The organism is Actinoplanes italicus, assembly GCF_003001815.1.
Classification (GTDB): domain Bacteria; phylum Actinomycetota; class Actinomycetes; order Mycobacteriales; family Micromonosporaceae; genus Actinoplanes; species Actinoplanes italicus.
Genome location: NZ_PVMZ01000013.1, coordinates 263,762 through 288,597, shown reverse-complemented (window position 1 = coordinate 288,597; position 24,836 = coordinate 263,762). Strand labels below are relative to the sequence as shown.

The 24,836-nt window shown below is 67.9% G+C and carries 26 protein-coding genes; 17 read left to right on the top strand and 9 right to left on the bottom strand.

Annotation, left to right across the window (positions count from 1 at the left end; translation table 11 throughout):
- Positions 1 to 96: 96 nt before the first annotated feature.
- A complete protein-coding gene (locus tag CLV67_RS29685) occupies positions 97 to 606 on the top strand; it encodes a hypothetical protein (RefSeq protein WP_239166571.1) in 510 nt (169 codons plus the stop codon).
- 370 nt (positions 607 to 976) lie between these two features.
- Positions 977 to 2,095, top strand: a complete 1,119-nt coding sequence (locus CLV67_RS29680; protein ID WP_146169343.1) for a TetR-like C-terminal domain-containing protein — start codon at positions 977 to 979, stop codon at positions 2,093 to 2,095.
- Positions 2,096 to 2,195: 100 nt separating this feature from the next.
- Here the strand turns inward: CLV67_RS29680 and CLV67_RS29675 are convergent, their stop codons facing one another.
- Positions 2,196 to 2,882, bottom strand: coding sequence for an SMI1/KNR4 family protein (locus CLV67_RS29675; RefSeq protein ID WP_239166570.1), 687 nt, complete (start codon positions 2,880 to 2,882; stop codon positions 2,196 to 2,198).
- Between the two features lie 340 nt (positions 2,883 to 3,222).
- On the opposite strand from CLV67_RS29675, the gene CLV67_RS29670 reads away from it, so the two are divergent.
- The 3 genes from CLV67_RS29670 (at position 3,223) to CLV67_RS51235 (ending at position 5,027) form a co-directional block, all read left to right on the top strand.
- Positions 3,223 to 3,786, top strand: a complete 564-nt coding sequence (locus tag CLV67_RS29670) for a hypothetical protein (RefSeq protein ID WP_106324183.1) — start codon at positions 3,223 to 3,225, stop codon at positions 3,784 to 3,786.
- Between the two features lie 250 nt (positions 3,787 to 4,036).
- Positions 4,037 to 4,279: a hypothetical protein gene (locus tag CLV67_RS29665; protein ID WP_106324181.1), complete on the top strand. Its 243-nt coding sequence runs from the start codon at positions 4,037 to 4,039 to the stop codon at positions 4,277 to 4,279.
- 409 nt (positions 4,280 to 4,688) lie between these two features.
- Entirely contained in the window at positions 4,689 to 5,027 is a 339-nt protein-coding gene (locus tag CLV67_RS51235) for a hypothetical protein (protein WP_146169342.1), read from the top strand.
- A gap of 417 nt (positions 5,028 to 5,444) precedes the next feature.
- Here CLV67_RS51235 and CLV67_RS29660 read toward each other — a convergent pair whose 3' ends face one another.
- On the bottom strand, positions 5,445 to 6,158 hold the full coding sequence (locus tag CLV67_RS29660; protein ID WP_106324179.1) for a hypothetical protein: 714 nt from the start codon (positions 6,156 to 6,158) through the stop codon (positions 5,445 to 5,447).
- Complete coding sequence (locus CLV67_RS29655; RefSeq protein WP_106324177.1) at positions 6,155 to 6,694, bottom strand: SigE family RNA polymerase sigma factor; 540 nt, start codon at positions 6,692 to 6,694, stop codon at positions 6,155 to 6,157. The genes CLV67_RS29660 and CLV67_RS29655 overlap by 4 nt, the downstream gene beginning before the upstream one ends.
- A 156-nt stretch (positions 6,695 to 6,850) precedes the next feature.
- Here CLV67_RS29655 and CLV67_RS29650 point away from each other — a divergent pair, with 156 nt between their 5' ends.
- Positions 6,851 to 7,594 carry a hypothetical protein gene (locus CLV67_RS29650; protein ID WP_106324175.1) on the top strand — a complete coding sequence of 248 codons (744 nt, stop codon included), beginning with the start codon at positions 6,851 to 6,853 and terminating at the stop codon, positions 7,592 to 7,594.
- Between the two features lie 143 nt (positions 7,595 to 7,737).
- On the opposite strand, the gene CLV67_RS29645 is transcribed toward CLV67_RS29650, so the two are convergent.
- Positions 7,738 to 8,079, bottom strand: a complete 342-nt coding sequence (locus CLV67_RS29645) for a hypothetical protein (protein WP_146169341.1) — start codon at positions 8,077 to 8,079, stop codon at positions 7,738 to 7,740.
- Between CLV67_RS29645 and CLV67_RS51230 the strand changes: the two genes are divergently transcribed.
- The 4 genes from CLV67_RS51230 (at position 8,067) to CLV67_RS29625 (ending at position 10,714) form a co-directional block, all read left to right on the top strand.
- A complete protein-coding gene (locus CLV67_RS51230) occupies positions 8,067 to 8,585 on the top strand; it encodes a hypothetical protein (RefSeq protein ID WP_146169340.1) in 519 nt (172 codons plus the stop codon). The two genes, CLV67_RS29645 and CLV67_RS51230, sit on opposite strands and share 13 nt — an antisense overlap.
- A 583-nt stretch (positions 8,586 to 9,168) precedes the next feature.
- Positions 9,169 to 9,825, top strand: a complete 657-nt coding sequence (locus CLV67_RS29630; RefSeq protein ID WP_106324168.1) for a hypothetical protein — start codon at positions 9,169 to 9,171, stop codon at positions 9,823 to 9,825.
- Positions 9,826 to 9,920: 95 nt separating this feature from the next.
- Positions 9,921 to 10,097, top strand: coding sequence for a hypothetical protein (locus CLV67_RS52125; RefSeq protein WP_170154056.1), 177 nt, complete (start codon positions 9,921 to 9,923; stop codon positions 10,095 to 10,097).
- 56 nt (positions 10,098 to 10,153) lie between these two features.
- Positions 10,154 to 10,714, top strand: a complete 561-nt coding sequence (locus CLV67_RS29625) for a hypothetical protein (RefSeq protein WP_106324166.1) — start codon at positions 10,154 to 10,156, stop codon at positions 10,712 to 10,714.
- 224 nt (positions 10,715 to 10,938) lie between these two features.
- On the opposite strand, the gene CLV67_RS29620 is transcribed toward CLV67_RS29625, so the two are convergent.
- The 4 genes from CLV67_RS29620 to CLV67_RS29605 all read right to left on the bottom strand — a co-directional run bounded on the left by CLV67_RS29620 (position 10,939) and on the right by CLV67_RS29605 (position 15,648).
- On the bottom strand, positions 10,939 to 11,199 hold the full coding sequence (locus tag CLV67_RS29620) for a tetratricopeptide repeat protein (RefSeq protein ID WP_239166569.1): 261 nt from the start codon (positions 11,197 to 11,199) through the stop codon (positions 10,939 to 10,941).
- A 27-nt stretch (positions 11,200 to 11,226) separates the two neighbouring features.
- Positions 11,227 to 11,472, bottom strand: coding sequence for a hypothetical protein (locus CLV67_RS29615; protein ID WP_106324162.1), 246 nt, complete (start codon positions 11,470 to 11,472; stop codon positions 11,227 to 11,229).
- A gap of 685 nt (positions 11,473 to 12,157) precedes the next feature.
- Positions 12,158 to 14,122 carry a cellulase family glycosylhydrolase gene (locus tag CLV67_RS29610; RefSeq protein ID WP_203737365.1) on the bottom strand — a complete coding sequence of 655 codons (1,965 nt, stop codon included), beginning with the start codon at positions 14,120 to 14,122 and terminating at the stop codon, positions 12,158 to 12,160.
- Positions 14,123 to 14,436: 314 nt separating this feature from the next.
- On the bottom strand, positions 14,437 to 15,648 hold the full coding sequence (locus tag CLV67_RS29605) for an FAD-dependent monooxygenase (protein ID WP_146169339.1): 1,212 nt from the start codon (positions 15,646 to 15,648) through the stop codon (positions 14,437 to 14,439).
- A gap of 81 nt (positions 15,649 to 15,729) precedes the next feature.
- Here CLV67_RS29605 and CLV67_RS29600 point away from each other — a divergent pair, with 81 nt between their 5' ends.
- Entirely contained in the window at positions 15,730 to 16,221 is a 492-nt protein-coding gene (locus CLV67_RS29600; protein ID WP_106324158.1) for a MarR family winged helix-turn-helix transcriptional regulator, read from the top strand.
- Between the two features lie 61 nt (positions 16,222 to 16,282).
- Here CLV67_RS29600 and CLV67_RS29595 read toward each other — a convergent pair whose 3' ends face one another.
- The gene (locus CLV67_RS29595) at positions 16,283 to 17,725 is read right to left on the bottom strand and encodes a glycoside hydrolase family 76 protein (RefSeq protein WP_106324156.1); all 1,443 of its coding nucleotides are present in this window, start codon (positions 17,723 to 17,725) and stop codon (positions 16,283 to 16,285) included.
- A 135-nt stretch (positions 17,726 to 17,860) separates the two neighbouring features.
- On the opposite strand from CLV67_RS29595, the gene CLV67_RS29590 reads away from it, so the two are divergent.
- The 6 genes from CLV67_RS29590 to CLV67_RS29565 all read left to right on the top strand — a co-directional run bounded on the left by CLV67_RS29590 (position 17,861) and on the right by CLV67_RS29565 (position 24,800).
- Positions 17,861 to 18,184 (top strand): metalloregulator ArsR/SmtB family transcription factor, encoded by a 324-nt coding sequence (locus CLV67_RS29590; protein WP_106324154.1) that lies wholly within the window; start codon positions 17,861 to 17,863, stop codon positions 18,182 to 18,184.
- 37 nt (positions 18,185 to 18,221) lie between these two features.
- Positions 18,222 to 18,896: a hypothetical protein gene (locus CLV67_RS29585; RefSeq protein WP_106324152.1), complete on the top strand. Its 675-nt coding sequence runs from the start codon at positions 18,222 to 18,224 to the stop codon at positions 18,894 to 18,896.
- A gap of 97 nt (positions 18,897 to 18,993) precedes the next feature.
- Positions 18,994 to 19,974 carry a hypothetical protein gene (locus CLV67_RS29580; RefSeq protein WP_106324150.1) on the top strand — a complete coding sequence of 327 codons (981 nt, stop codon included), beginning with the start codon at positions 18,994 to 18,996 and terminating at the stop codon, positions 19,972 to 19,974.
- A 259-nt stretch (positions 19,975 to 20,233) separates the two neighbouring features.
- Positions 20,234 to 23,446 (top strand): fused isobutyryl-CoA mutase/GTPase IcmF, encoded by a 3,213-nt coding sequence (icmF, locus tag CLV67_RS29575; RefSeq protein ID WP_106324148.1) that lies wholly within the window; start codon positions 20,234 to 20,236, stop codon positions 23,444 to 23,446.
- Positions 23,447 to 23,538: 92 nt separating this feature from the next.
- Positions 23,539 to 24,045 carry a MarR family transcriptional regulator gene (locus CLV67_RS29570; protein ID WP_106324146.1) on the top strand — a complete coding sequence of 169 codons (507 nt, stop codon included), beginning with the start codon at positions 23,539 to 23,541 and terminating at the stop codon, positions 24,043 to 24,045.
- A 29-nt stretch (positions 24,046 to 24,074) separates the two neighbouring features.
- Positions 24,075 to 24,800, top strand: a complete 726-nt coding sequence (locus CLV67_RS29565) for a helical backbone metal receptor (protein WP_106324267.1) — start codon at positions 24,075 to 24,077, stop codon at positions 24,798 to 24,800.
- The last annotated feature ends 36 nt before the right edge of the window (positions 24,801 to 24,836 follow it).

The window sequence follows — 24,836 nt, the reverse complement described above, 5'->3', positions numbered from 1 at the left end:
TCGGATGCCGTCGCCGGGTCGGAATGTCAGACTGCCGCGGTGGAGACCTTCCGGTGTGTGGAGTGCGGAAGCGCTCTGAGTGTCCCGGTCCGGTTGGTGGAGCTGCCAGCGCAGCCGCACTCGTCGCTTCTGGACTGCCACCATGTGAATCCTCCGCTTCTCGACCCCGGCACCTATGCGATCGACGAGACGGCGTACGGCAGCGATCAAGTGGTCGACACCTTCGTGCTGTCACCCGGCGATGTACGCGGCACCCGAATCGTCCACAGCCTTGTTTTCATCGGCTGCTGGTCGCTGGCCGGCGGTAATCCGTGTGTGGCCTGCGAAAGCTGTGGTGCCTTGGTTGCTTCTCGGACGGACGACTGCCGGGTGGCTCAGGAGACGCGCTTCTACCCTTCCATGGTCGTTCGGGAATCCAACGGCGACGGCGTCGATGACACCGCGGACCCGTTCGCGCTGATCGCCGACTGGGACAACGCTCCGTCCGACACCAGACGGTACGGCTGGGTACCGAAGCCAACGCGTCCGCGACCCGAACTCACCGCGACCCGTTGGGGCGGCCGAGACGTGAAGAAAGACCTCTACCGAGACGATCCCCCAGCTTGATAGAGCACTGTAGTGCCGAGAAGAGTGTATTGATTTCGATCGCGAGGTGACATCTAATAAATGTCGCGGTTCTGCGACTGTCCGCCAATTTACCATTCGCCGATTAAATAGCTCGCTCGGATTTTAAATGTGCCAGGCTGCCGGAACGTGTCCGGCCGGAGACGTATCGGAGGTGGTTACCGGTGTAGCGGTTCCGGCTTTTCGGTGAGTCGCACGCTTGCTTGCATGGAGTCGTTCGATGGGCTTCGCCTCTCGGCTGGGAGATACGGTTCGGCCTTGAAAGCCCGAACCAGCACAGCTTCATCGCCGAGGTCATCAACCCGATTCGCGTAGACTGGATGGTTTGGTGGCCCCCCTCTAGATTGGGGGCGTGATTGATCCACCAGATCTCGATCCGGACACCGAGGCCGCCGTCGTTGCCGCGACCGAGAGGGCCCTGGAGGCGCATCGGTGGGAGGAGCAAGCACTCCTCTCGGCTGTTGCGAAGCGGATGGGCATGGAGCGCGACGATCTCTACCGGATCTGCCCGCGTCCTGATCTGCTCTATGCCGAGGTTGTGGGCCGCGAGCGGCTGGTGAGCGACGGCCCGGATCTCGGCGACACCCGGTCGGAGCTCTACCATGTGCTCGTTCGATTGATCGGCCCCTACTCGGTGCTTTCCGGAGCGACGACCGAGATGGTGCGTCTGGCGTTGAACGCACCCCGGGACGACGACAGCGACGAACGAATCCGGGAACTGATCGAACGCAGATGGCGAAGCGTCGTCACCACCGTCCTCGAGAGGGGGACGGTCCGGGGCGATCTTCCGCCGGACGCCGACATAGAAGCGATGGTCAACATTTTTGCTGGCGCGGTCACCTACCACAGTCTGTTCGGCAAAGGTGAGGCTGAATGGCGCCACGCTGTGCCGATGCTGCTCGACATGGTGCTGTCCGGCGTGGTGCCACTACGGAACCAGCGACATTTCGAGAATCCACCGATTAACGTCTCGGCCGCTGTCGAGCGGGCCTTCAAGTGGATTGGCCATGTTCCGACCGGGACGGTGCTGCCGACCGCTGAGGTGCCACTCATGCTGATGTCGCAGGCGCCCCAGAACAGGGCAGCGATCGGCGACTACCCGGTGACCGTTTCCGTCCGTCTCCACAGTGACCTCATGCCCGGGATCAGGTCCAACGACCCGCTCTTTCGTGACATCGACAGCCGGAATCGGCTGTCAGCCACTGTGCGCGTTGCCACGGACAAGAAGCGGATCCTGCCATCCCATCTACGGGCGGACCGGATCCTCGTGGTGCACGGCGACGAGGTGTGGGTGGCACCGCTGGTCGAGGCCCCGGCAACCCGGACCAGCCGTGAATTCTCGGCGGGGGTGGGCCTGGGGCCGAGGTGGGAGCCCCGATCCCTGGTCGACGTCGTGGTCCGCCTCCGCGCGGCCGACGGGTCGTCCGGCCTGATCCGGCTGATCGACCAAGTCATCGGAACGAGCTCGTGAAGCGCGTGCATCATTCGATTCGACTCATTTGCCGCAGTCCGCATGCAGGTCGCGGAACACGCCAGGCAAGGTGGATGGCACTCCTGGCCCGGTGGGTGGCTCAGTCATAGTCGTAGTCGTCCTCCGGCCGCAGCGCCTGGACGAAGCTGACGAAATCAGGCGCCAGTACGGTGATCCGGTAGCCGGCCTCCTGATCCACGTGGACCACGCGCGGTTCGCCATCGGGGCCGCAGTCACGGTAGTCAAACGCGATCATGTCGTGGCCGGCCGAAGGACAGTCGGCGAAGTACACGCCGATCTCTGGATAGCCCCACTCCTCGACAAACAGCCGACTGCCCATCGGCCCTGCCAGAGATCCTTCCCTCTCTCGGCCGATCCCCATGATCGCGTTAAGTGCGACATGATCCTCAGCCCAAGTCGTTCTGCTCGGCGCCGGACAGCACGTGTTCCGCGGTATTCCGCCGTTACGCATCCGCATCAGAGCCACATACGACGCCGGCAACCGGAACCCGAGTTCTGCCTCGACCGAGGAGACCAGTTGATCAGTGGGGTACCCGCCGTTGTAGGTCTCGTCGGCATACGCGCTGTCCTCCCAGAAGGTGTCCAAGTCCAGACCGGGGAACACCTGTCTCAGCGCCTCGTCGGCCATGAGCCTGCCCTTCGTCAACCGCAACACATGTGCCGGGAATCCCCGGCGCCGGCCAAAGCACAGCGGCGACACCAACTCCCCACTCATAATCTCGTACTCGCCGCTCAAGACAGACTGGCGTCCCGGTTCCGCGGTCACGTCGCAAGATGACATAGAGACCAGAAACAGTCGCGCGAAGTGCGGTCGGCCCGCAACACACTGTCATGCCGCAGAGAATGCGCGCTGGTTCCGGCTCTGCCCGCACCCAGCGCGCTGGCCGGCACGCACTGTAGTCGCCCTTGATGACGCACCGACCTTTTCCGCAGCGATGCCGCGGTGGGGCAGGAGGGTCATCCGCGACCGAAACTCGTCATCGGCGAGGTCATCTTCCGGAAGCCTCGCAGGTACAGTCGGCTGATCCTGCCTTGATTTCCTCAGCTCCGAGCCGACCGTGCCGATCCCACGGCCCATGACATCACGATATCCGTGGGCCCGCGTCTTGACCGCGCTCGCGGGCATCGCAGCGCTTCTTGGCATCCTGATCGTGGCGACGCCCCAACTCACCGACCAGAGGCGGATCGACGCAGACGACGACCGCGATCTTTCCGGCAGCGCATACACTGCGACCAAGAACAAGTTGAATCACGCGGCCATTGACGAACACGTCCGTACGCATTACCCCTGGCTCGCCCCGGTTTACCTTGGGGAAGCCGTGACCATGACTGGTGACCCGGGATTCAGCGCATGGCTCCAAGCCGACCTGGTAAACGGTACCGGCGGGGCAACATACACCCTCCGGATCCAGAACACCGGAACCGAGCCGTTCGACGGATCATTTTCGGAGGGCTGTGCATGGTTGGAAATGGACGACGGTAAGCGGTATTACCCGCCCGACGTGAGCAACTTCAATGGCTGGTTCGTGCCGTCTGCGGTCGATCCAGATACCGAGTCAAAAATCGCTCTCACCTTTAAATTCCCGGCCCACGAACGGCCGGCCTCGCTGATCCTCTGCCTTCGCCTCGGCAAAATACATCCCACCGCGCAATGGTCACTGAATCCCTAATATTCCGAGCCTATACTGACCTACTCACATGCCGCAGTCCGGACGCGTTGACTGCCGAGAGCACGTCACCCGCTGTAGCCGGAGCTTGTCGTCTCCGGCATCCCCTTCTACCGATGTTCGGTCGTCTGATAGTCGGGCCAGGCACGTGCTTGCCAACTTGTTCGGGCCGGGCTCACGGTCTGCGCCTCGGCTTCGCGCTGCCCGCGCAATCGTATGGACACTCAAGCTCGCGCCGGGCACACTCCCGCGGGTGAGTACGACCGATGCCGATCTGACCTTGCGATACCTGGCCGACTGGGGGGTCACGCCGATCGGACCCGACCGGTGGCGGTGGGACGGCACGCCTCCGGAGGAGGTCTCGGGCGAGGACATGGCCTTCGACACCGCGTACGCGATCACCACCGACGAGGACCTGAATCCCGTACAGCGCGTGCGCACGGCGCTCGGGCTGCTGGACTTGGCCGAATCCTTCGAGGATGCGGCAGCACTTTGAAGGAGACGTACGGATCGGCGTGCACCATCGACCTGACCGATCTTGAAGCGGCGGACCGCCCGCGCCAATAGCCGCGTGACGCACTCCTTTTCGCTGTTCGTGTGGGGCCGGTCGCACCGACGAAGGTTCGCCCCGATGCTCTGCGCCCGCCTACCCCTACAACTGGGCCGGGCACTTGTGAAGGCCGCCTCCTGCCTCGCCGCCCAGTTCGCCTACATGGCTTACGACGCCGGAGAACCCGGGTGCCTCGCGGTACTCCACGACCCTGAGTCGGTGGCGAACGGGCGAGGTCCCCTTGAGGGGTGAACGCGCCATCGTTGCACCGGGTGGACGGACTGCAGCCTTTTAGGCTTCGCAGGCAACCGAGCCGAAGCCACAAACGTCTCTCGAATGATGTGGAGATCTCGACGTGACGAAGAGTCTGATCCTGCCGTTCTCAGTCCTCGTTTCCCTGGCGTTTGCTGGCCCGGCAACGGCGGCCCCAGCAGTGCGCGCTGGGGAGAAGCCGCCGCCCACCACTGCAGCGGTCACCGGCACTGGAAGCGACGACACCACTGTCCGGATCAAGAATGGACACGCCATTATCATCGCCCCGACCGGCAGTTCAGTCAGCCTCGACGGTGACAACATCGTCATCGACGTTCAGAACGGGCACGCCATCATCATCGCTCCGACCGGCGCGTCGCGTCTCGACACCGGCGCGACAAGCAAGCCTGCACCCACAGGCCCCGCGTCAAAGAACCAGTAGCCAGAACAAGGCCCGCGCAGCAGGCACTCGTCGGCCATGTCCCGGCGCTCCTGATCCGTATCGGCTCCCGGCTACCGATTGCCGGGCGGTGCGCGCGTTCAACCGGCTTCCGCCGGAAGGATTCCAGTCCTGGCCCCAGTAGCCTGACGGCCGGACCACCGTTGTGGTCCGGCCGATCCTCAGTGGTCTTGCTGGATCACGCCAGGCGACGCGACAGAGTCCGGTCGATTCGCGGCGAAGCGCAGCAACTTTTCATGCTGCGATCCGCTCTTGAGTCAGGGCAAGGGCTATCCGGTCTCGCCGTGGGCAGCCAGGTCTTCGCCGCTCAGAGCGTGGCGGCTGAGGCTGTCGGCACCCGCGCCCCGGCGCCGCTCGTACGTCTACCAGATCAGCCGCGAGCAGTGCCGGCCGCGCTGATCAGCCGACCCCAATCTTCGTATTACCGGTCGGCAGCAATCTGTTCTCCCGGTCGAACGCGGCGAGGTTCGACAGGTGCGACTTCGGGGGGAACCAGAACAGCACCACCGACGGGTCCTCGCTCCAGGCAGCCTGCCCCGCCCGCACGGTCTTGCCCTTCACCGTGGCGGTGATCTTGGCGGCTGTGCCGACGTAGTACCCGAAGGGTGGGATGTCCTCGCCGTCGACGTTCATCGCGCCGGTGACGGCGTGGAACCCGGCGGACCGGTCCGAGCCTTCGGTCTCGTTGCTGGTGGTCCCGTCGACGATCGTGCCGTCGGCCTGCCGTACGCCGAGGGTGATGCCGATGGAGGTATCCGCGAGGTCCGGCGAGTCGATCCGTTTCATCGCGAGTACCCATTCGCCGCCGGACGGGAGGGTCAGGCCGGTCGGGACCACCTCGCCGAGGCGGCCGTCGTCGGGCACCTCGGGCAGTCCCGGCGCGCCGAACTGTACCGAGGGCGCAGTTGCGGTGGGCGTCGGGCTGGTCAGCCGGACGACCTGGCTGCCGCCGATCAGCAGGGCGACGACCGCGAGTCCGCTGGTCGCGCCGACGGCGAGCCGGTGGCGGCGGCGTACCCGCGCGCCTTTGATCATGATTTGTGCGATGTCGAGGGGGCGCTGGTCCGGGTCGGGCTGCCGCAGGATCGTGCGGAAGTCGTTGAGGTCGGTCATCGTCGGGTTCCACCGCTCGTGCTGGTCCGGTCGCTGCTTTTTCGGGGTGCGGTCACCGGCGGGTCGACGGAGACCCGCAGTTTCGCTAGGCCGCGTGCGTTCAGGCTCTTCACGGTGCCGAGCGAGAGGTTCAATTCGCGTGCCACATCGGTCTCCGTCAGGTCGAAGAAGTGCCGCAGCACGATGACCGCCCTTTCCTTGGCTGACAGCGCGTCCAGCGCCCCGACCAGCCACTGCCGTCGAGTGACGTCGTCGGCCAGGTCGCGGGGCAGCGGGCGTTCCGGCATCGTCTCCGTGGCATGCTCCCGAAACGGCCGGCGCCACTGGTCGGTGACCAGGTTCGTCAGCACCGTGCGGGCGTAGGCGTACGCGTCCTTGCGCCGCACCCGTCCCCAGGCCGCGTACGTCTTCACCAGCGCGGACTGGGCTGCGTCCTCGGCCTGATGGCGATTGCCGGTGAGCAGGTACGCCGCGTGCAGCAGCCGCGCCGAACTTGCCTGGGCGAATTCGACGAACTCGTCGTCACCTCGCGCCATGCACCGTGTCCTCATCCACCACGCCAGCAACGTTGTCCACGGCAGCAATGACGGGTGGGTGCCCCGAAAGGTTGCACCCAACATCCGCAACTTTTCGGCCCGGTCACCCGTCTCGGTCTCCGTCATGCATCACAGGCAACCTTGATGGAGGACCGCATGAGGTTCGTTCCGGGTCGCACCACCCGTACCCGCTGGCTGCTCGCCACCGGCACCGCAGCCGCCTGTGCCGCGGTCGTCGCAGCTGGCACGGTCGCCGCCAACGCGGCCGCGGAGAGGGCCCCGAAGCCCAACGCCTCGGCCGGCCAGGCTGCGGCCACCCCGCCTCCGGCAGGGTCCGGCCTGTCGCCGGAAGGTACCGATCTGACCGAGGATGAGATGAGAGCCGCCGTTGATCGCAATACCTCCGCCGCCCCTCGGCCACCGGCCGTCAATCCGAAGGAGCCCGAGGCCACCCCGCTCGGCGAGATCATCCCGTCGGGTTTGAACAGCGCCGACGGCGAGTGGGTGTTCTACGGCGTCGCGGTGACGCAGTCCGCCGAGCCGGACGTCGACTTCGGCATCATGGCCGGTCGCCGCGTCGCCGGTGGCGTGGTCACGGCCGACGTGATGGCGAACGAGGTCGAGGGCTCGGCCACCGCGCCCGGCTTCCACGCGGTCTCCGGCTCGATGAACGTGGACTACCGGGACACCCCCACGTTCGGTTACTACGCGGGCCCGGCGGCGAAGATCACCGCCAAGATCGGCAGCCGTACGGTCACCGCGTCGCAGGCCGCGTGGAGCGAGAACCCGTCGGTGGTCGTCTTCTGGTTCGCCCCGAAGTCCACGATCAAAAACCTGACCGCCTTCGACGCCGCGGGCAAGAAGCTGCCGACCGGCAACTCCGAGGTCAGCGTCGGCTGAACCTCGACCCGGGTGGGCGGGTACCTGCCAAGAGTACATCCGTGCTGTTCAGAGGGCATATCGATGGATTGATCAGCGGCCGAGACGTGCAGCCGACGGCAGGCCCCGCCCTCTCATCCGGCACGAAGCTCAGAGCCGTCCGGTCAGGCGACTAGGTTCTTGTAGGTGGTCCAGAGCCGGTCGGGATTGATGCCGGCGGCGCGGATGTTGGCGTCGAGGAACATGCGGTCCAGGCTGGTCAGCTCCGGGCTGCCGCTCAACGCGATGTACAGGTCGGTGGCCTTCTGCCGGTTGGCGGTCTTCTCCGCGGCATAGAAGAACGCGGCGCCGATCTCGTAGTTGAAGCTGGTTCGGGTGGCGTCGTCGGAGTAGAAGCCGGTGTTCTTCGGGAAGATGCCGTCGGTGGGCCGGTACTTTGCCATGTTGCGGCGCACGAAGGCCGCGCCCTGGTGGCGGAGCCGGGCTGGGTCATGTGGTCGATCCATCGGGCGAAGCCCTCGACGACCCACGACGCCTGGTCCATGCCGACCGTCTCCGGGGTCGGGTCGGTCTGCAGGTTGGCGACGATGTGCGGGCCGAGCGCGTGAGCCATCTCGTGCGCGAAAACCGTCTGAGCCCGCTGCATGGTCGCGATGGTCGACATGCGCACCACGATCCGGGCGCCCGCGGTCAGGTCCGAGTGCACGGGTTTCGTCAGCTCGTCGAGTTTCCTGTTCGGGTCCCGGCGCGGACCGCGCCGACCGTCGGCGTCGGCGGCGATCTGCGGGAACGCAGTGATGCCACCCACGAGCTCTGGGGAGTCGGCGTTGCCGAACCACTTCTTGAACTGCTCGTCATCGGCGAGAAAGACGACGAAACCGGGTGCACCCTTACGTGTATCTCCAGGCGGTATGGGCCGACGGCGACCTCCGACCAGCAGCGTCCCGCCGAGGACCTAGAAATCACCGTCCGTCTGCTCGGTGTGCTGTTTCCGTGCTGCTTCGCCGAATGAAGCCACGGTGACCTCCATTCCAGCAGTCGGGGTGATCATGGCTGCTCTGGTGTCGGCGTCTCCTGGATCCTCGTCGTCGGTGACTGCGCGAGGATGTTGACTCATACTGCTCCGCCTGGCGTACCTGGGTCTCACGAACGCGTTCGCGTTGCTGCGGCTGTTGCCGGGCAGCGACCGCGACAAGGACACCGAGATCCTCGTCCTGCGGCACCAGCTCGCGGTGTTGCAGCGCCAACTCGGTGGGCAGCGGGTCCGTTTCGCACCGGCCAGGCCGAGCAGAAGACCGCCTCCCACCACCACACCGCGCACCTACAGGCCGACCTGGACCTGACCCGCGCGCCGACGCTGCCCGCAGCATCGAAGAACTGACCCGCCGGGTCGGTGACGCCGAACGGCAGCAGGTCGCCGCCGACCGTCGCTACCAGGAACTGGTCAACGCGCTCGCCGGCCGTGGTTACACCCCGGCTGGCGGCCTTCGGGTCGATCGGTGACCAGACCGCTGCCGCGCGGCGCGGTTGGCTTCCGAGGGCGGGTTCTCGGGGAATATCCTGTCCGCCGATTGGACCACACATAGCGTCGGGGAATGTCCAAGACTCTCGCTATCCACGGCGTCGCCGCTGCACTGATCGCTGTCCTGTCCGCCGTCCCGGCCACCGTTGCCGCCGCTGGGCCACCCGAACCCGAGCGCCTCAGGGCCGCGCTCCTGGCTGAGCCGAAGATGCCGCACGGCTACCGCATGGAGCCGATACCCCTGAGCCCCGAGGAAACGCAGATCTACGGCTACTGGGACGAGTGTGCCTATGACCGAGGGGAGCCTTCTCCTGAGGCGGCCACGGTGAGCGCGTTCCCGTTGGGCATCACCAAGGGCGACGCGTACATCAAGGTGTGGATCGGTGCGCCCGGGCCGTACTTCGCCCGCGAGGAGGCCAGAAAACTTGCAGACTGGCCCACGAAGTGCCCGAAGTTCACCAACGACATGGCCGAGGTCGACCATCGGATAAGTCGGCTCCCCATGCCGGCCGTCGGAGACGCCTCCGCCGCAATCATCGATCATTGGAGCGTCCTGACGCACGAGGGCACGCTCGGCGAAGGCCGCGACTTGCGGGCGGCGGTCGCCGTCGGCGGCATTGCCATGACGTTCGAGACGAGCCCTACGGAGGACGACGACAAGATCGCGACGGACGCCGAGTTCGTGACCATCGTCGTTGCCGCAACGCAGAGGCTGGCCGCGATCAAGTGACCTCGCAGGCGTAGACCTCGCTCAGAGCCGCACGGCAGAGGCTCCCACCCTGCGAAGCGCTTCGTTCCACTTCCAAGGAAAGTGGAACGACAGAAATGATCGTTGCCGACGACCGACCGCCGCCGAGCCAACGACCGACACAGGGCACCTGTGGCAAAGACCGTCGGGTCGCTGCCAGCGCGGTCGTCGAGTCCGGCCGTCTGGGCGACGGCCCCGGCTTCGACATCGACGCTTCCGGCGGCATGGGCTGCCTGAAGGTCACCGCCCGCTGACGCCGGCTCTTCTGATATCACGTCATGCCCGGCATTCCACTCCTACGCTCGACGGCATGGCGTTCCTGTCCGCTCTCCTCCTTTTGCCGGTGACGATCGCACCCGGTAGCGCCACGGTCCTGCCGCACCACGGCGATGACCCCTTTCCACGCCAGGTGGAGATCAGCTTCCGGATGGAGGAGAACACCCAGGAACTCACTCGCAGCGACGTCGTGACCTTCACGGCGTCGAAACGGGAGGCGTGTACGACAGGCGGCCAGTGCGGCTACGAGATCGACCAGGAGAGCGCGACGGTGCAGCTGGAGTACGACGACATGAAGTTCCGCTGCCAGGGCACCGCCTCCGCACCTCCCTTCAACTGGATACGGGGCCGGGTCGGATTCGACATGCAGGACGACGACGGCTCCTACCCGTTCAGCTTCACCATTGAACTCGACTACTCGACCACTCATCAGCGCTGCGACGACGGCACCTCGCGCACCGACGTCGGCAACTCCAGCAACGGATCCACCGACGAGGAGATCCCCTGGACGCCGGGGCAGCAGGTCACCATCGCCGCGCCGGTCAGCTCATTCCCGGACGGCACCGGCTACGCCGACATCCGCTACCTGTATTGACCCACTCGGTCGCGACCCCGACGGCCCTTGCCTGGTGATGCCAAAGGTCGAGTCGACGAGCGTGCCTTCTTCGACGCCCTCGTCCACCGCCTCCATGATCGCGTCGAGGGCAGCGGCGGCCTCCTCCCGAACGGCCAACGTCGCCGCGCGGTGGTCACGGCCTGGATAGCCTTCCCAGCGCAGACAGCGCGTTCCGCTTCCTTGGCAGTGAAACGACCGGTCGCTCAGGTGGGGGTCATGGTGCGGGTGTAGGGGTTTCGGGGTTTCTGCCAGTTGGTGGCGTCGTCGAGGTCGGGGTGCTGGACCTGGCGGTCGAGGTCGACGACGTGCTCGAGTTCGCCGATCGCCTGGTCCAGGTCACCGTCCGCCCGGTGGATCATCGCGATGTTGTACCGGGTGACGGCTTGACCGGCCCGGTCCCCGACCTCCCGCCGGATCGGGAGGGCCTGCCGGAAGTAGTCCAGGGCCCGCCCTCGATCCCCCAACCCGGCATCCACCCTGATGGCCGTCATCTACGCCGGCCCGGCCGGCGGCGCGCTGGTCGACGTCGCCGATCCGGGCGCCGCCGTGGTGGAGGCCGAGGCGGTGCTGCGTCCGCAGCGGGTGTGGTGCGCGTCCTGCGACGAGTCGATGGGCGTCGCGCCCGGCAAGCCCGGGTACCAGGCGGCCGTCGGCGACGGCGACGAAGGGCCGTGGATTGGCAGGTCCGCGACGTCCGCAGCCAGTACCGCGCCACCAGGCTGGAGCACATCGTCCATGAGGCCGACGTGGCCGTGGCGAGGCCTTCCGATGGCGGCCGTCGACGGTGGACGGCTTCGGCCGGTGGAAACTGGCGTGCGTTGCGGCGCGGTTCGGCTGCGGGAAGTACCTGCCCTGCCGTCGACTCAACACCACCGCGACTGCCGAGCGACACCGGAGCGACCCAGATCCAATATGGATCGGCACGCGCATCGAATGTGCTGGTCAGCAGCTTACGGAGAGCCCCAAAAAGTGAGAACCGCAGGGATTAAAAGTCCTCAGCTCTGCCATTGAGCTAGCAGCCCGCAGCAGACAGAGTACCGGCGTACGACCTTGAAGCCCACCGGGATACCCCGAAGTGCGTGCTTCTACAGCTCAGAGGTGATTCTCGACGGTACCGGACAGGCTCCACGGAACCCGGGGAAGATCACTCCGTCGAAGCGGGGGGGAACTCAGGCCGTCACTCTCATTCATTCCTGCCTGAGGCTGCGAGTCGGCGTCTATCCTCGCGGGCTGTTGCAGACGAGGGGCTATCCACTACTCAGAGGTCTGTCATCCGGCGGGATCCAGCAGTGCTGACGTGACCCGCCTTGATCCATCGCTTCGACGGCAGGTTGAGTCGCTCGAGCCGCTGAGGGCGACCGGGTCGGTGGCCGGCGGGGAGTATCCGCCGCCGGCACACCAGACCTTTCTGGTACGGGTGGGTCAGGACGCGGAGCAGGTCACGGTGGGTGTCGCCGCCGCGCCGGAACCGATCAGACCGAACGAGGTACTGGCCCCGGCGGCCAAGGCGCCGTTGTGGGCTACGTTGCGCACGGTCACAGCCGGGGTGCCGAGCACGCCGTTCCAGACCGACCCGACGGTGGTTCCGCTCGGATAGGTCCAGTTGACCGACCATCCGGAGCTGGCGGTGGTCCCGGTGTTGCGTACCGTGACCTCGGCCTGGAATCCGCCGGTCCAGGAGCTGATCGTCTTGTAGGTGGCCGAGCAGCCCCGGTCCTCGCCGCCTCCGCCATCTGCGGTGGTGGTGACGGCGCGGCCGGCGGAGGCCACCGAGACGTTGCCGGCGGCATCGCGGGCGCGCACGCTGAAGGTGTATGCCGTGGACGGTGTCAACCCGGTGGCGGCGTAGGTGGTCCCGGAGACCGTGGCCACCACGCTCGCTGCGCCGGAACCGGTGGCCCGCAGCACGTCGTAGGCGGTGACGCCGGTGTTGTCGGTCGACGCCGTCCACGTGAGTGTGGCACCGGTGGAGGTCACGTTGCTCGCGGTGGGCTGACCGGGCGCGCTCGGCGCGGTGGTGTCGCCGCCCGAGCCGCCGTCGCCGTACCGCTGGCCCAGGCTGATGCCCGTGGTGCTGCCGTCGCCGCCGAGCGGGACCTGGTGGTCGAGACCGACGAACTTGCCGGCGTGCTGCCACAGCGCGGGCTTGAGCAGCGCGTACTTCTGCTCGTCCCACGTCTTCCAGTCGTCCAGCAGCAGACCACCGGTGTCACCGGAGTTCGGGTTGAGCACCCAGAACGTCTGGTGCAACTTGTGCTCGACGATCAGGTCACGCAGCGCCGTCATCCACCGGTCCTGGCGCTCGTCCTGACCGAGCCGCCCGCCCCACTCACCGATCAGCAGCGGCGCGGTGCCGTTCTCGTGCAGGTAGAACCAGTTCGGCCGCCACACGTCGTCGGTCAGGCTGGCCTTGTCGAACGGCTTGTCGAACCACGGCTGGTTGAACACCAGCGGCCCGTAGTCGTGCGGCGAGTAGACGAGCTGGTCCTGGTTGGCACCCAGGTTGATCGGATGGTCCTTCGCACCGCGCAGGTTGCCGCCCCACCAGTTGTAGTAGTAGTTCGGCGACCGGTCCGGGTCGGTGTTCGGCGAGTTCCAGGTCTCGCCCTCACGCGGGTAGATCTCGTTGCCCTCGACCAGGATCAGCACGTTCGGGTTGATCGCCAGGATGCGCTTGGCGGCCGTCTCGGCGGTGTTCTTCCAGTTGTCGACGTCGGTGGAGTTGTCCCACTTGGCCCGGACGGTGTCGTTGGGCGTGCCGTGCGGCTCGTTCTTGAGGTCGAACGCGACGATCGTGTCGTTCGTCTTCCAGCGGGTCGCCGCCCACTCCCAGGCCTGGTAGTACAGCTCCGGAGTCACCGTGCCCTTGTACCAGACCGGGTGGACGTGACCGGAGTTGTCGGCCTCGGCGGAGTGGACGTCGAGCAGCACCTTGACGCCGAAGCGCTCGCACAGCTGCACCCAGTACTCGAAGATCTGCAGGCTGTTCATGCCGGTCAGTTCCGGGTTGGCGTAGGTGTTCACGTTCGGCACCGTCGCCTGCCCTGCCTTCCACTCCAGCAGCAGCTGGGTGGAGATCGGCACCCGGACGAGGTTGATGCCACGCTGCGCCATCGACGCTGTGACCTCGGTGATGTTGGCCGACCACAGGCCGTGGAACACCCGTTCCGTGGCGTTGAAGCCGAACCAGTTGGCGCCGGTGAGCCACACCGGATTGCCGGCGGCGTCGACGATCTGGTTGCCGGAGACGTGCAGCCAGTCAGTGGCCGGTGGAGCGGCGGACGACGCGCCGGGCGCCACGGTGACGGCGGCGGCCGTGCCACCGGTGACCGCCAGGGCCGCGCCGAGGACAGCGGCTATGACCCTGCGTTTGGGTTTGGCAAACACTCGAACTCCCCACGAGGACAGGCATGATCAAAAACTGGGAGCGCTCCCAGCGCCAGTATTTAATCTCGTCGAAACAGGAAGCAAGACTTTTCGAGAATGTCTTCGTCGCCGCACCCTCGATCCAGGGCCCTCAATACAAGATCAGCTTTTCTGGACGGACCGAACGCCCCGGTCACCCGGCCTTGAACGACCACACCCCGGCTTCCAGAAGCGGCCCTCCAGATTGACCGGCCCCTACCCCGCGATGTGCTTCGTGGACCGCTGTCGGCAGATGCAGAATCAGTTTCACCTCTGGGGGAACGGCGATCACGGGGTCAACCGCCGACGGTCCCGGCCAGCCGCGGCAGTTCCTGCTGCGCCCTGGGCCCGGCGGTCAGCCGGGTGGTGACCCCGCGCAGTACCGAGGAGGCCGCCACCTTCGTACCCCAGCGCAACACGCGCACCCCCGCACCGGATCGGGGCGCGGCGATCCGGGGCACCCCCGGCGGCAGCTTCTGGGCGGCGTCGATCAGAGGCCGCATCCACCCGTCGTACCGCGTGAACGCCTCCGAATGCCCGCCGTCACCGGCCCGCGAGAGGAACGCCGCCAGCACATACGCACCGGTCAGAGCCAGCGAGGTGCCACCACCACCGATCGGCGTGACACACCAGGCGGCGTCGCCGAGCAGGCAGACGCGGCCCCGGTGCCAGACCGGGGTGCGCACCTGCCGTAGCCAGTCGACGTACAGGTCGTCGGCGTACTCGAAGCCGTCCAGGATGCGCGGCACCTCCCAGCCCAGATCGGCGAAGCGCCGGCACAGCTCACGGCGAATCCCGTACGCGTCCAGGCCGTCGAGCACCGGCTCGCCGACCCGGACGCTCAGCGTCGCCCGGAGGCTGCCGACATTGTCGGGACGTACGGTGATCTGCCGCCCTCCCCTGGTGACCAGGCACCGCCACCAGTCGTCGTCGTGCGGTTCGCGGCTGATCGTGCCGTAGGCGATGTACATGCCGAGCGCACGCTCAGCCGGCTCGCCGCCGAACACCAGCCGCCGGGTGGGTGACCCGACGCCCTCGGCTATCACGAGGAGGTCGAAGCGCTCGCGCGTACCGCCCGCGAAGTCCACGTCCACGCCCTCGTCGTCCTGTGTCACCGCGGTGACGTGATCGCCGTACCGCCAGTCGACCGATGACGGACAGGCGTCCACGAGCAACCGCGCCAGCGTTCCACGCAGGATCTCCAGCTCGGCGGTGGGCCCGTCCCTCTCGCCGTCACCCCGGAGCGGGAACTCGGAGACCACCGCTCCGGCCTCGTCGACGAAGCGGGTCCCGACCTCGCCGGTGTTCTGGGCGCGCACCGCCTCTTCCAGGCCCATCCGCTGGACGACGTCGCGTGCCGTGGAGCGGATGTCGATGTTCTGCCCGCCGTCACGCAGCTCCGGTGCGCGTTCGACGACGGTGACCGCGAAGCCGACCTCGGCCAGCCAGTACGCCACAGCCGGTCCGGCCACACTCGCGCCGGTGACCAGGACTCGCCGAGGTGTCATCACGCCCGCCTCCCGCAGTTAGTTACACGGTCAAACTATCATGCGATCGAACAGTTTGACCGACCGTGATATTTTTCGCGAGTGATCGATGATGCCCAGCGCGACCGTCTTCTCGAGGGCCTGCGAGACCACGGGGTGGTGTTCAGCGAGCTGGGCAGGCAGTTCGGCGCGGCGGTCGGACTACACGTGACCGACGCCAAGGCGCTGGTGGAGATCCTCAGCGCGCAGGATCGGGGCACACCGCTGACCGCGCGCGAGTTGAGCCAGCGCGTCGGCCTGACGCCCGGAGCGACGTCGTCCCTGCTCAACCGCCTGGAGGCGGTGGGTCACATCCAGCGTGTGCGCGACAGCGCGGACCGCCGGGTCGTCACGCTGCACGTCGGCGAGGACGTCGACAGGATGCTCGACGAGTTCTTCGCGCCGCTGGCCGGCCGGATGGGCGCGGTGATGGCGGCCTACTCGCCGGACACGCTGCGCGATTTCGAACGGTTCCTCGCCGACGTCACCGGGACGATGAACGCCTTCGTCGGCGAGGTCGTCGGCCGCGGCCGCGCAGGCCACGCACCACCGTGACGGCCGGACCCCGCGCGGCCACGTCGACGCGGAGGCGCCCACTCCGGTCAGCCCCTCACCGTCAGGGCGCCGCGTTGAGCAGGTCGAGGACGCTGTGCTGGCAGCTGTGGTTGGTGGCGACATAGGGACCGGCCCAGTGGCTGCCGTACTGGTCGAGGGTGTCGCGGTTGCGGGCGTACGCGCTGTCCGCCTGCCTCTGCAGGTACGCGGTGTACGCACCGCCGGTGGCCGAGTTCAGCACACCGAGACCCCGGACGGCCGGGCCCTTGAACGAGACGCCGTCACCGGCACACGTGTTGCTCTCGTTGGGCTCCCGCATGATCCCGCTCGAGTTCAGGTAGGTGCTGGAGGTCAGCGCGTCCCCGATCCGCCGCGCGGCGGCCAGCGTGTTCGGGTCGCCGGTCAGCCCATGCAGCTTCACCAGGGCGTTGATCAGCACGCCCTGGTTGTAGGTCCACGTCACGTCACCGTTGTTGCGGCAGGTCGTGAGGTTGACGCCGTCGTTGACCAGGTTGCCGGCGTTGATCATGCCGGTGCCCTGGAACCACGCCCAGCCGGCCTGGGCCCGCTGCCGGTACACGGTGTCGCCGGGGAGGCGGCGGGACAGTTCGGCGTTCAGCTGGATGTAGAGACTGTTGGAGATGGCGTTCTTGACGGTGCGATCGGTACGCCAGTAGACCCCGCCGCCGCAGCGGGTGTCCCAGTAGGCGTGCATGTGGTCGGCGTCCGCGCGAGCCGTCGCCAGGTAGCGACTCTCACCGGTCAGGTCGTACGCGGCCACCCAGGCCAGACCCCACCAGCCGGTGTCGTCGAGGTACTCGTTGCGGAACTGGCCCTGGCGGCTGTTGATGTTGCGGTCGTAGGTCTCGCTGATCGCATACCGGTAGCTCTGCATGCCGCTGACCCGGATGCTGTCGATCAGGGCGGTCAGTGCGTTGGCGCCGGTCCACCAGCCGTTGGTGTCGAACAGGCCGGTGGAGCGGTCGAAGCGCATCATCAGCGCGGTGGAGGCGGCGGTCCGCCGGTTCGCGGCGTTCCAGGTGGTACGGGCCCAGGCCGTACAGGCGATCTCCGGCCGGTCGTTCGCCTTGCCGCACGCCCGCAGCGCGCCGACGCCCCGCGTGGCCCAGTCGTCGACGTTGACCATGCCGGTACGCCATCCGGTGCTGCCCGCCGGGACCCGGGTATCGCTGACACGGCTGCCGTCCGCCCAGCTGCGCCCGCCGTCCATCGAGCGGTCGAGCCATACCTCGTCCCCGGCCGTTCCGCCGCCGACCGAGGCCCAGCCCATCGCGTCGGTGTCGTTGATGTGCAGGCGGAAGGTCCGCCCGTACAGGGCCGCGGTGACCGGGACGCGCTCGCCCGGCGCCAGCGCCGGGTCGCGGCCGTCGCAGTAGCGGTTGCAGATGACGGCGGCGGCCTCGGCCGGCCGGGCGCCCGGAACCGGCGCCAGCGCGGCAACCGCGATCAAGATGAGGCCTGCGGACAGTCGACGCTTCGTCATACCTGTTAACAAACCTGAAAAATAGCCGAACGTCAATGCACAGATGGCGAAGGGCGGGCCGGCCCCGGCCGGTGACAATCCATCGGTATTTTGCTATCTTGGAAAAAACCGAAATACGGAGGCGGTGAGGCGGTCATGTCGGACGGCGTGTTCGCGGCACTGGCGCATCCCACCCGGCGTTCCGTGCTGACGTTGCTGCAGCGCAACGGCCCCATGGCCGTCGGTGACATCGCCACGGCCCTGGGCGTCGCGGGCCCCACCCTGTCCGGTCACCTGAAGGTGCTCCGCAGTGCGGATCTCGTCGACACGCAGCGGCAGGGCACCACGATCCGGTACGTGACCAAGCTGTCCGTACTGGAGGGCGCCATCGCGGACCTGATGGAAGGCATGCGTCTCGGCCTCAAGAGCAGCGGCGCCGAAGCATCGGCCGGAAGGGAGAACGCCAATGGAAACAGCTGACGAGGCGCGGGAGCGGAGGGCACCCACGGTGGGGCTCATGGTGCTGGTCATCGGCATCGCGCTCATGGCGGTTCTCTCCTGGCAGGCCGCCGGGCGCCTTCCCGACCCGGTCACGCTGGCCGGCACCGGGAAGCACGGCGCAGACCAGCATGCCCCGAAGCTGCTTGTCCTGATCGGGATACCACTGCTGACCCTGATGCTCTCCGTGGTACTGCTGGCCTCGCAGCGACTACGCCGCTTGACGGCCGGCATGTTCAAGGTTCCGCTGTGGCGAGACGATCACAGCCATCGCCGGGCTGTCGGCCTGGCCCTCGGCGTCCTGACACCCACCCTGCTCAGCCTTCACCTGATGGTGCTGCGCGCGGCCGAGGGCCGGGTCGAGACCACAGCCGGCTACATCGCTGCCGCCGTGGCGATCGTCGTTGTCGTCGCCGGCAATTTCTGGCCCAAACAGGTTCCGGCCATCCCCGAAACCCTCGTGGAGCAGCTTCCACCCGGGACGCGGCCACGATGGGACCAGGCGCTGGAAGCACAGCGACGCGCCCTGCGCCCTACCGGCATCATCATGGTCGCCCTGGGGCTGGTGGCGCTCGCATGCTCCTGGTCAGTGCCGACGGTGTCGCTGGGCATCTCGCTGTCAGCCGTCGTCGCCATGGCGGGCGTGCCGTTGGGCACGGCGTGGCGCACCGTGGCATCCACGCGCTCGCGCTGAGACGCCACTCCGTTCACCGTCTGGGCGTACCGAAAAGGGGTGAATTTTGGTTTTTGATGCCCCCTATCGGCTGATCTCGCGCGAAAATGACCCGACGATGAAGTCTTTCGCGCTCAACCTCGTGGCCGTTCTCACGGCATGCCTGCCGCTCGCCGTCGCCACTCCCGCGTCGGCGCAACCTCCGCCCGACGGCCGCATCACGCTTGCCGCCCTGGGTGAGGCCACGCTCGACGTGCCGCGCTGGCCCGCCGACGGGCTCCGCTGCCCGTCCGGCCCGGTGCGTTTCCATGACGGTGGAGCCGCCCTCACGCCGAAGACCACGCCCGACGGCCGGCCGCCGTCCGGGCAGTCGCTGCTGATCCTGTCCGCCACCTACGGCGACATCGACCGCGACGGCGCCGACGAGACCGTCGCCGTGCTGGGCTGCCTGATCGAGGGCGGCACCAAGCAGATCGTCGCCTACGACCGCGGTCCTGACGGCGGCATCGTGTCCCGGGGGCGGGTGACGGCGACGACCGGCCAGGTCCGCGAGATCCGCGACACCAGTGTCCGGGTGGACCAGGCCGGGGTGGTGACCGCGCGGCTCGCCGACTACCAGCGCTGCTGCGACGACCGGACACCACAGAAATGGCAGACCCGCGGGTACGCCCTCCGAGCCGGCCGTTTCACGCAGGTCAGCGGCCCGACCCGGATGCCGTTCAACCCGAAGGTGACCGCGACCCGTCTCACCGTCGGTGACCTGGTGCTCGGCCCACCGACCGGCGGGTACCGGCACGGCAGCGTCACCGTGACGGTCGCCCACCGCTGGGGCGCCCACCCCGGCAAGGTCACCCTGCTGTTCTCCCCGCCCGCCGGCCTGCGGCGCTCCGGCGACCGGTGGCCGCCGGTGACCACCGAGGGGGACTCGTTCAGCGTGCGCGTCACCGCTCCCCCGCCGGGCCGCAGCGTCAGCTACCGCTTCGCCTTCCGGCAGCCGGCCGCCGCCTCCGGCGGTGAGCTGCCCGTCGAGCTGGTCACCGTGCCGCAGGCGAACCAGGCGATCCCCTGGTACGGCTACGCCACCGCACGCATCCGCTGACTCAGCCCTCCTCCGGGCCACTGCCCGGCTCGGCATGGTGCGGCTCGGGTCGCTCGTTGCGAGGATCAAGCCCTTCCAGACGATGCGGTACGGAACCCGCCCACCCATCCGAGCCACGGAGAACAGCCGTGTCCCGTTCGAAGGGCTCGGTGTTTCAAGATACTTGGACTTCCTAGTATCTCCGGCCTAAGGTACAAGGACGTCCACGTATCCCGTCGTGCCGGGCCACAAGCCCGTAGCCGAGAGGTCAGGAACAGCAATGGCTGCCGAGTTGCACGTCCCCGTTCACCCGGTTCGGTTCGTGACCGCCGCGAGTCTCTTCGACGGCCACGACGCGGCCATCAACGTCATGCGGCGGCTGCTGCAGGCGCAGGGTGCGGAGGTCATCCACCTCGGCCACGACCGCAGCGTCGACACGGTGGTGCGAGCCGTGCTCGAGGAGGACGCGCAGGGCGTCGCGATCTCCTCCTACCAGGGCGGACACGTCGAGTACTTCGGCTATCTGGTGGACCGGCTCGCCGAGGCCGGCGCCGGTCACGTCCAGGTCTTCGGCGGCGGTGGCGGCGTCATCGTGCCGGCCGAGATCGCGTTGCTGCGCGAGCGCGGCGTCACCATCTTCTCCCCCGAAGACGGCCAGCGGCTCGGACTGCCCGGCATGATCAACCAGCTGATCCGGGCCTGTGACGTCGACCTGACCGGCACCGGCCCCGACGTCGAGGAGCTGCTGGCCGGCGACCCGGCCGCGCTGGCCCGGGCCATCACCGTGCTCGAGGCGGGCCGATCGGCCGAGCTCGCCGACCGGCTGCGCGCCGAAGCGGCCGGCCGTGTCGTGCCCGTCCTGGGGATCACCGGCACCGGCGGGTCCGGCAAGTCGTCACTGACCGACGAACTGCTGCGCCGCCTGCGCCTGGACCAGGAGGACAAGCTGCGGGTCGCGATCCTGGCGATCGACCCGACCCGCAGGCGAGGCGGCGGTGCGCTGCTCGGCGACCGGATCCGGATGAACGCGCTGGAGACCGGGCAGGGCGGCCGCACGTTCTTCCGGTCTCTGGCCACCCGGACCGCCGGATCCCAGCTGCCCGAGCGCATCGACGACATCCTGCTGGCCGTCCGGGCGGCCGGGTTCGACCTGGTGATCGTCGAGACGCCGGGGATCGGCCAGGGCGACGCCGGCATCGTGCCGTACTCGGATGTGTCGCTCTACGTGATGACGCCCGAGTTCGGCGCGGCCTCACAGCTGGAGAAGATCGACATGCTCGACTTCGCCGACGTCGTCGCGATCAACAAGTACGAACGGCGCGGAGCCGAGGACGCCCGCCGCGACGTCGCCCGGCAGCTGGTGCGCAACCGGCAGGCGTTCGGTACCGGCTGGGATCGGATGCCGGTGTACGGCACGAGCGCCGCCCGCTTCAACGACGACGGCGTCACCGCGCTCTACCTGGAGCTGCGTGAACTGCTGGCCGCCAAGGGACTCCCGGTCCGGGCCGGGACGCTGCCCGCCGTCGACGTGCGCGCCTCCTCCGGGCTGACCAGCGTGGTGCCGTCCGCCCGCGCCCGCTACCTCGCCGAGATCACCGAGACCGTCCGCGGCTACCACCGCACCACCGCCGAGCAGGCCGATGTCGTCCGCCGCCGGCAGGCCCTGCGGACGACCGCGGAGATGCTCGGCGACGACCCCGCCGCCGCACGGGTGCGCGAGCTCTCCGCCGACACCGAACGGCGTGTGCTGCCCGAGGTCGGCGAGCTGCTGGACTCCTGGCCGCAGCGGGTCGCGGACTACTCCGGCGACGAGTACGTCTACCGCGTCCGGGACCGCGAGATCCGTACCCCCCTGACCCGGGAGACCCTCTCCGGCTCCCTCGTGCGGCGCGTGGCGCTGCCCCGCACCCGCGACGAGGCGGAACTGCTGTCGTTCCTGCGCCGCGAGAACCTGCCCGGGTTCTTCCCGTTCACCGCCGGCGTGTTCCCGTTCAAGCGGGAGGGCGAGGCCCCGGCCCGCATGTTCGCCGGGGAGGGCGACGCGTTCCGTACCAACCGGCGTTTCAAGCTGTTGAGCCGCGGCGGCGACGCGACCCGCCTGTCGACGGCGTTCGACTCGGTCACCCTGTACGGCCGCGATCCCGACCCGCGTCCGGACATCTACGGCAAGGTCGGCACGTCAGGTGTCTCGATCGCCACGCTCGACGACATGAAGGCGCTGTACGACGGTTTCGACCTCTGCTCGCCGACGACCTCGGTGTCGATGACCATCAACGGCCCGGCCCCGGCGATCCTGGCGATGTTCCTCAACACCGCCATCGACCAGCAGATCGAGGCCCACCCCGGCGAGCCGCGCGAGGAGGTGATCGCCCGCACGCTGGCGACCGTGCGCGGGACCGTGCAGGCCGACATCCTCAAGGAGGACCAGGGCCAGAACACCTGCATCTTCTCCACCGAGTTCGCGCTGCGCTGCATGGGCGACATCCAGCAGTGGTTCATCGACCACCGGGTCCGCAACTTCTACTCGGTGTCGATCTCGGGCTACCACATCGCGGAGGCCGGGGCGAACCCGATCAGCCAACTGGCGTTCACCCTGGCCAACGGCTTCACGTACGTCGAGTCGTACCTGGCCCGGGGTATGAAGATCGATGATTTCGCGCCGAACCTGTCGTTCTTCTTCTCCAACGGTATGGACGCCGAGTACTCGGTCATCGGACGGGTCGCCCGCCGCATCTGGGCCGTGGCGATGCGCGACCGCTACGGCGCGGCCGAACGCTCCCAGAAACTCAAGTACCACGTGCAGACCTCCGGCCGGTCACTGCACGCCCAGGAGATGGACTTCAACGACATCCGCACCACCCTGCAAGCGTTGTGCGCCATCTACGACAACGCCAACAGCCTGCACACCAACGCGTACGACGAAGCCGTCACCACCCCCAGCGAACAGTCGGTACGCCGTGCCCTCGCCATCCAGATGATCATCGACAAGGAATGGGGCCTGGCCGGCAACGAGAACCCGCTGCAGGGCTCGTTCATCATCGACGAACTCACCGACCTGGTCGAGGAGGCCGTGCTGCAGGAGTTCGACCGCATCGCCGAACGCGGCGGCGTGCTGGGCGCCATGGAGACCGGCTACCAGCGCGGCCGCATCCAGGACGAGTCGATGCTCTACGAGCACCGCAAGCACGAGGGCACCCTGCCGATCGTCGGCGTCAACACCTTCCTCGACCCGCACCGCGACGACACCACGCCGCAGACCGTCGAACTGGCCCGCGCCACCGAGGGAGAGAAACAGTCCCAGCTGGCCCGGCTCGCCGACTTCCACGCCCGGCACGCCACCGAGGCGCCCTCCGCTCTCGGCCGGCTCCAGGCCGCGGCGATGAGCGGCGAGAACGTGTTCGCGGCCCTGATGGACGCCGTGCGGTGCTGCTCGCTGGGCCAGATCTCCGACGCCTTCTTCGAGGTGGGCGGCCAGTACCGGCGCAACGTATGACGACCGCGACAGGCGCGACGCCGGCCCGGCGTCGCGCCCGCGACCGCGCGGTAACCTCCTCCGGGATGCCCGACGATCCCAGGAGGAATCCGGTGCAAGCACGGCTCCCGTTCGATCCCGTCGGGGAGGCTGCCCGGCTCTGGCGTGAACACGGCTGGGAGAACGCCGCCGACGGCATGGCCGCGGTCACGTCGCTCATGCGTGCCCAGGCCATCGTCCAGTCCTGGGTCGACGACGTGCTGCGGCCGCTGCAGCTCAGCTTCGCCCGCTACGAGCTGCTCATGCTGCTGTCCTTCACCAGGCACGGCCGGCTGCCGATGGCCAAGGCGGGCGCCCGCCTGCAGGTGCATCCGACCAGCGTCACCAACGCCGCCGCGCGCCTGGAGGCCGCCGGACTCGTCGAACGCCACCAGGATCCCAACGACGGCCGCGGTGTGCTCGTGACCATCACCGAGGCCGGCCGCGCCGCCGCGGCACAGGCCACGAGCCTGCTCAACGAGCGGGTCTTCAGCAGGCCCGAGCTCACCTCGGAGAACATGCGCGACCTGTTCGGCACCCTGCGTGACCTCAGGCGGTCGGCGGGAGACTTCGACGGGTGACCCGTTCGTATGACGGCCTCGGCCACCCGATGCGGTTCGAACGGCCGCCGACCCGGGTGATCTCGCTGGTTCCATCGCTGAGCGAGGCCCTTGCCGAGACCGTTCCGGAGCGACTCGTCGCGGTCACCGACTGGTGCACCCACACGGCAGGATCAGATCTTCCGCGGGTACGGGGGACGAAGAACCCCGATCGGAAGGCGATCGCCGCGTTGAAGCCGGACCTGGTGATCGCCAACCAGGAGGAGAACCGTCAGCTGGACGTGCAACGCCTCCGCGACGCCGGGGTGCCCGTCTGGGTCACTGTCATCGAATCCCTCGACGACGCCCTCCGCTCGATGCGCCAGCTGTTCACCGAGGTCCTCGCTGTCGACGAGCCCGAGTGGCTGCGCCGGGCCGCGTCGCAGTGGGGCCTGCCCGCGCCCCGGCCGGAGCTGCGCGTGATCGTGCCGATCTGGCGCGACCCGTGGATGGTGGTCGGCGCCCGCACCTTCACGGGCGACATCCTGGCACGGCTCGGACTGGTCAACGTGTTCGGCGATGCGGACGGCCGCTATCCCCACACCGGCCTCGCCGAACTGCGGGCGGCCGGCGCGGACCTGATCCTGCTGCCCGACGAGCCGTACCTCTTCACCCCCGACGACGGCCCGGAGGCGTTCCCGGACGTCCGGACCGTGCTGGTCTCGGGACGGCATCTCACCTGGTACGGGCCGTCGCTGGCCACCGCCCGCACCGCTCTGCTGGATCAGATCCGCTGAAAACGGAACGGCGCCGTCTCCTCCGGAGGTCTCGCC

Excerpts from the sequence above, each read along its gene's own strand:
- icmF (WP_106324148.1), top strand. The coding sequence starts at position 20,234 with ATGGCTGCCGAGTTGCACGTCCCCGTTCACCCGGTTCGGTTCGTGACC.
- CLV67_RS29605 (WP_146169339.1), bottom strand. The coding sequence starts at position 15,648 with ATGACACCTCGGCGAGTCCTGGTCACCGGCGCGAGTGTGGCCGGACCG.
- CLV67_RS29590 (WP_106324154.1), top strand. The coding sequence starts at position 17,861 with ATGTCGGACGGCGTGTTCGCGGCACTGGCGCATCCCACCCGGCGTTCC.
- CLV67_RS29660 (WP_106324179.1), bottom strand. The coding sequence starts at position 6,158 with ATGACCGACCTCAACGACTTCCGCACGATCCTGCGGCAGCCCGACCCG.
- CLV67_RS29585 (WP_106324152.1), top strand. The coding sequence starts at position 18,222 with ATGGTGCTGGTCATCGGCATCGCGCTCATGGCGGTTCTCTCCTGGCAG.
- CLV67_RS29650 (WP_106324175.1), top strand. The coding sequence starts at position 6,851 with ATGAGGTTCGTTCCGGGTCGCACCACCCGTACCCGCTGGCTGCTCGCC.
- CLV67_RS29645 (WP_146169341.1), bottom strand. The coding sequence starts at position 8,079 with ATGGATCGACCACATGACCCAGCCCGGCTCCGCCACCAGGGCGCGGCC.
- CLV67_RS52125 (WP_170154056.1), top strand. The coding sequence starts at position 9,921 with ATGATCGTTGCCGACGACCGACCGCCGCCGAGCCAACGACCGACACAG.
- CLV67_RS29630 (WP_106324168.1), top strand. The coding sequence starts at position 9,169 with ATGTCCAAGACTCTCGCTATCCACGGCGTCGCCGCTGCACTGATCGCT.
- CLV67_RS29565 (WP_106324267.1), top strand. The coding sequence starts at position 24,075 with ATGCGGTTCGAACGGCCGCCGACCCGGGTGATCTCGCTGGTTCCATCG.
- CLV67_RS29615 (WP_106324162.1), bottom strand. The coding sequence starts at position 11,472 with ATGGACGATGTGCTCCAGCCTGGTGGCGCGGTACTGGCTGCGGACGTC.
- CLV67_RS29655 (WP_106324177.1), bottom strand. The coding sequence starts at position 6,694 with ATGGCGCGAGGTGACGACGAGTTCGTCGAATTCGCCCAGGCAAGTTCG.
- CLV67_RS29580 (WP_106324150.1), top strand. The coding sequence starts at position 18,994 with ATGAAGTCTTTCGCGCTCAACCTCGTGGCCGTTCTCACGGCATGCCTG.
- CLV67_RS29625 (WP_106324166.1), top strand. The coding sequence starts at position 10,154 with ATGGCGTTCCTGTCCGCTCTCCTCCTTTTGCCGGTGACGATCGCACCC.
- CLV67_RS29595 (WP_106324156.1), bottom strand. The coding sequence starts at position 17,725 with ATGACGAAGCGTCGACTGTCCGCAGGCCTCATCTTGATCGCGGTTGCC.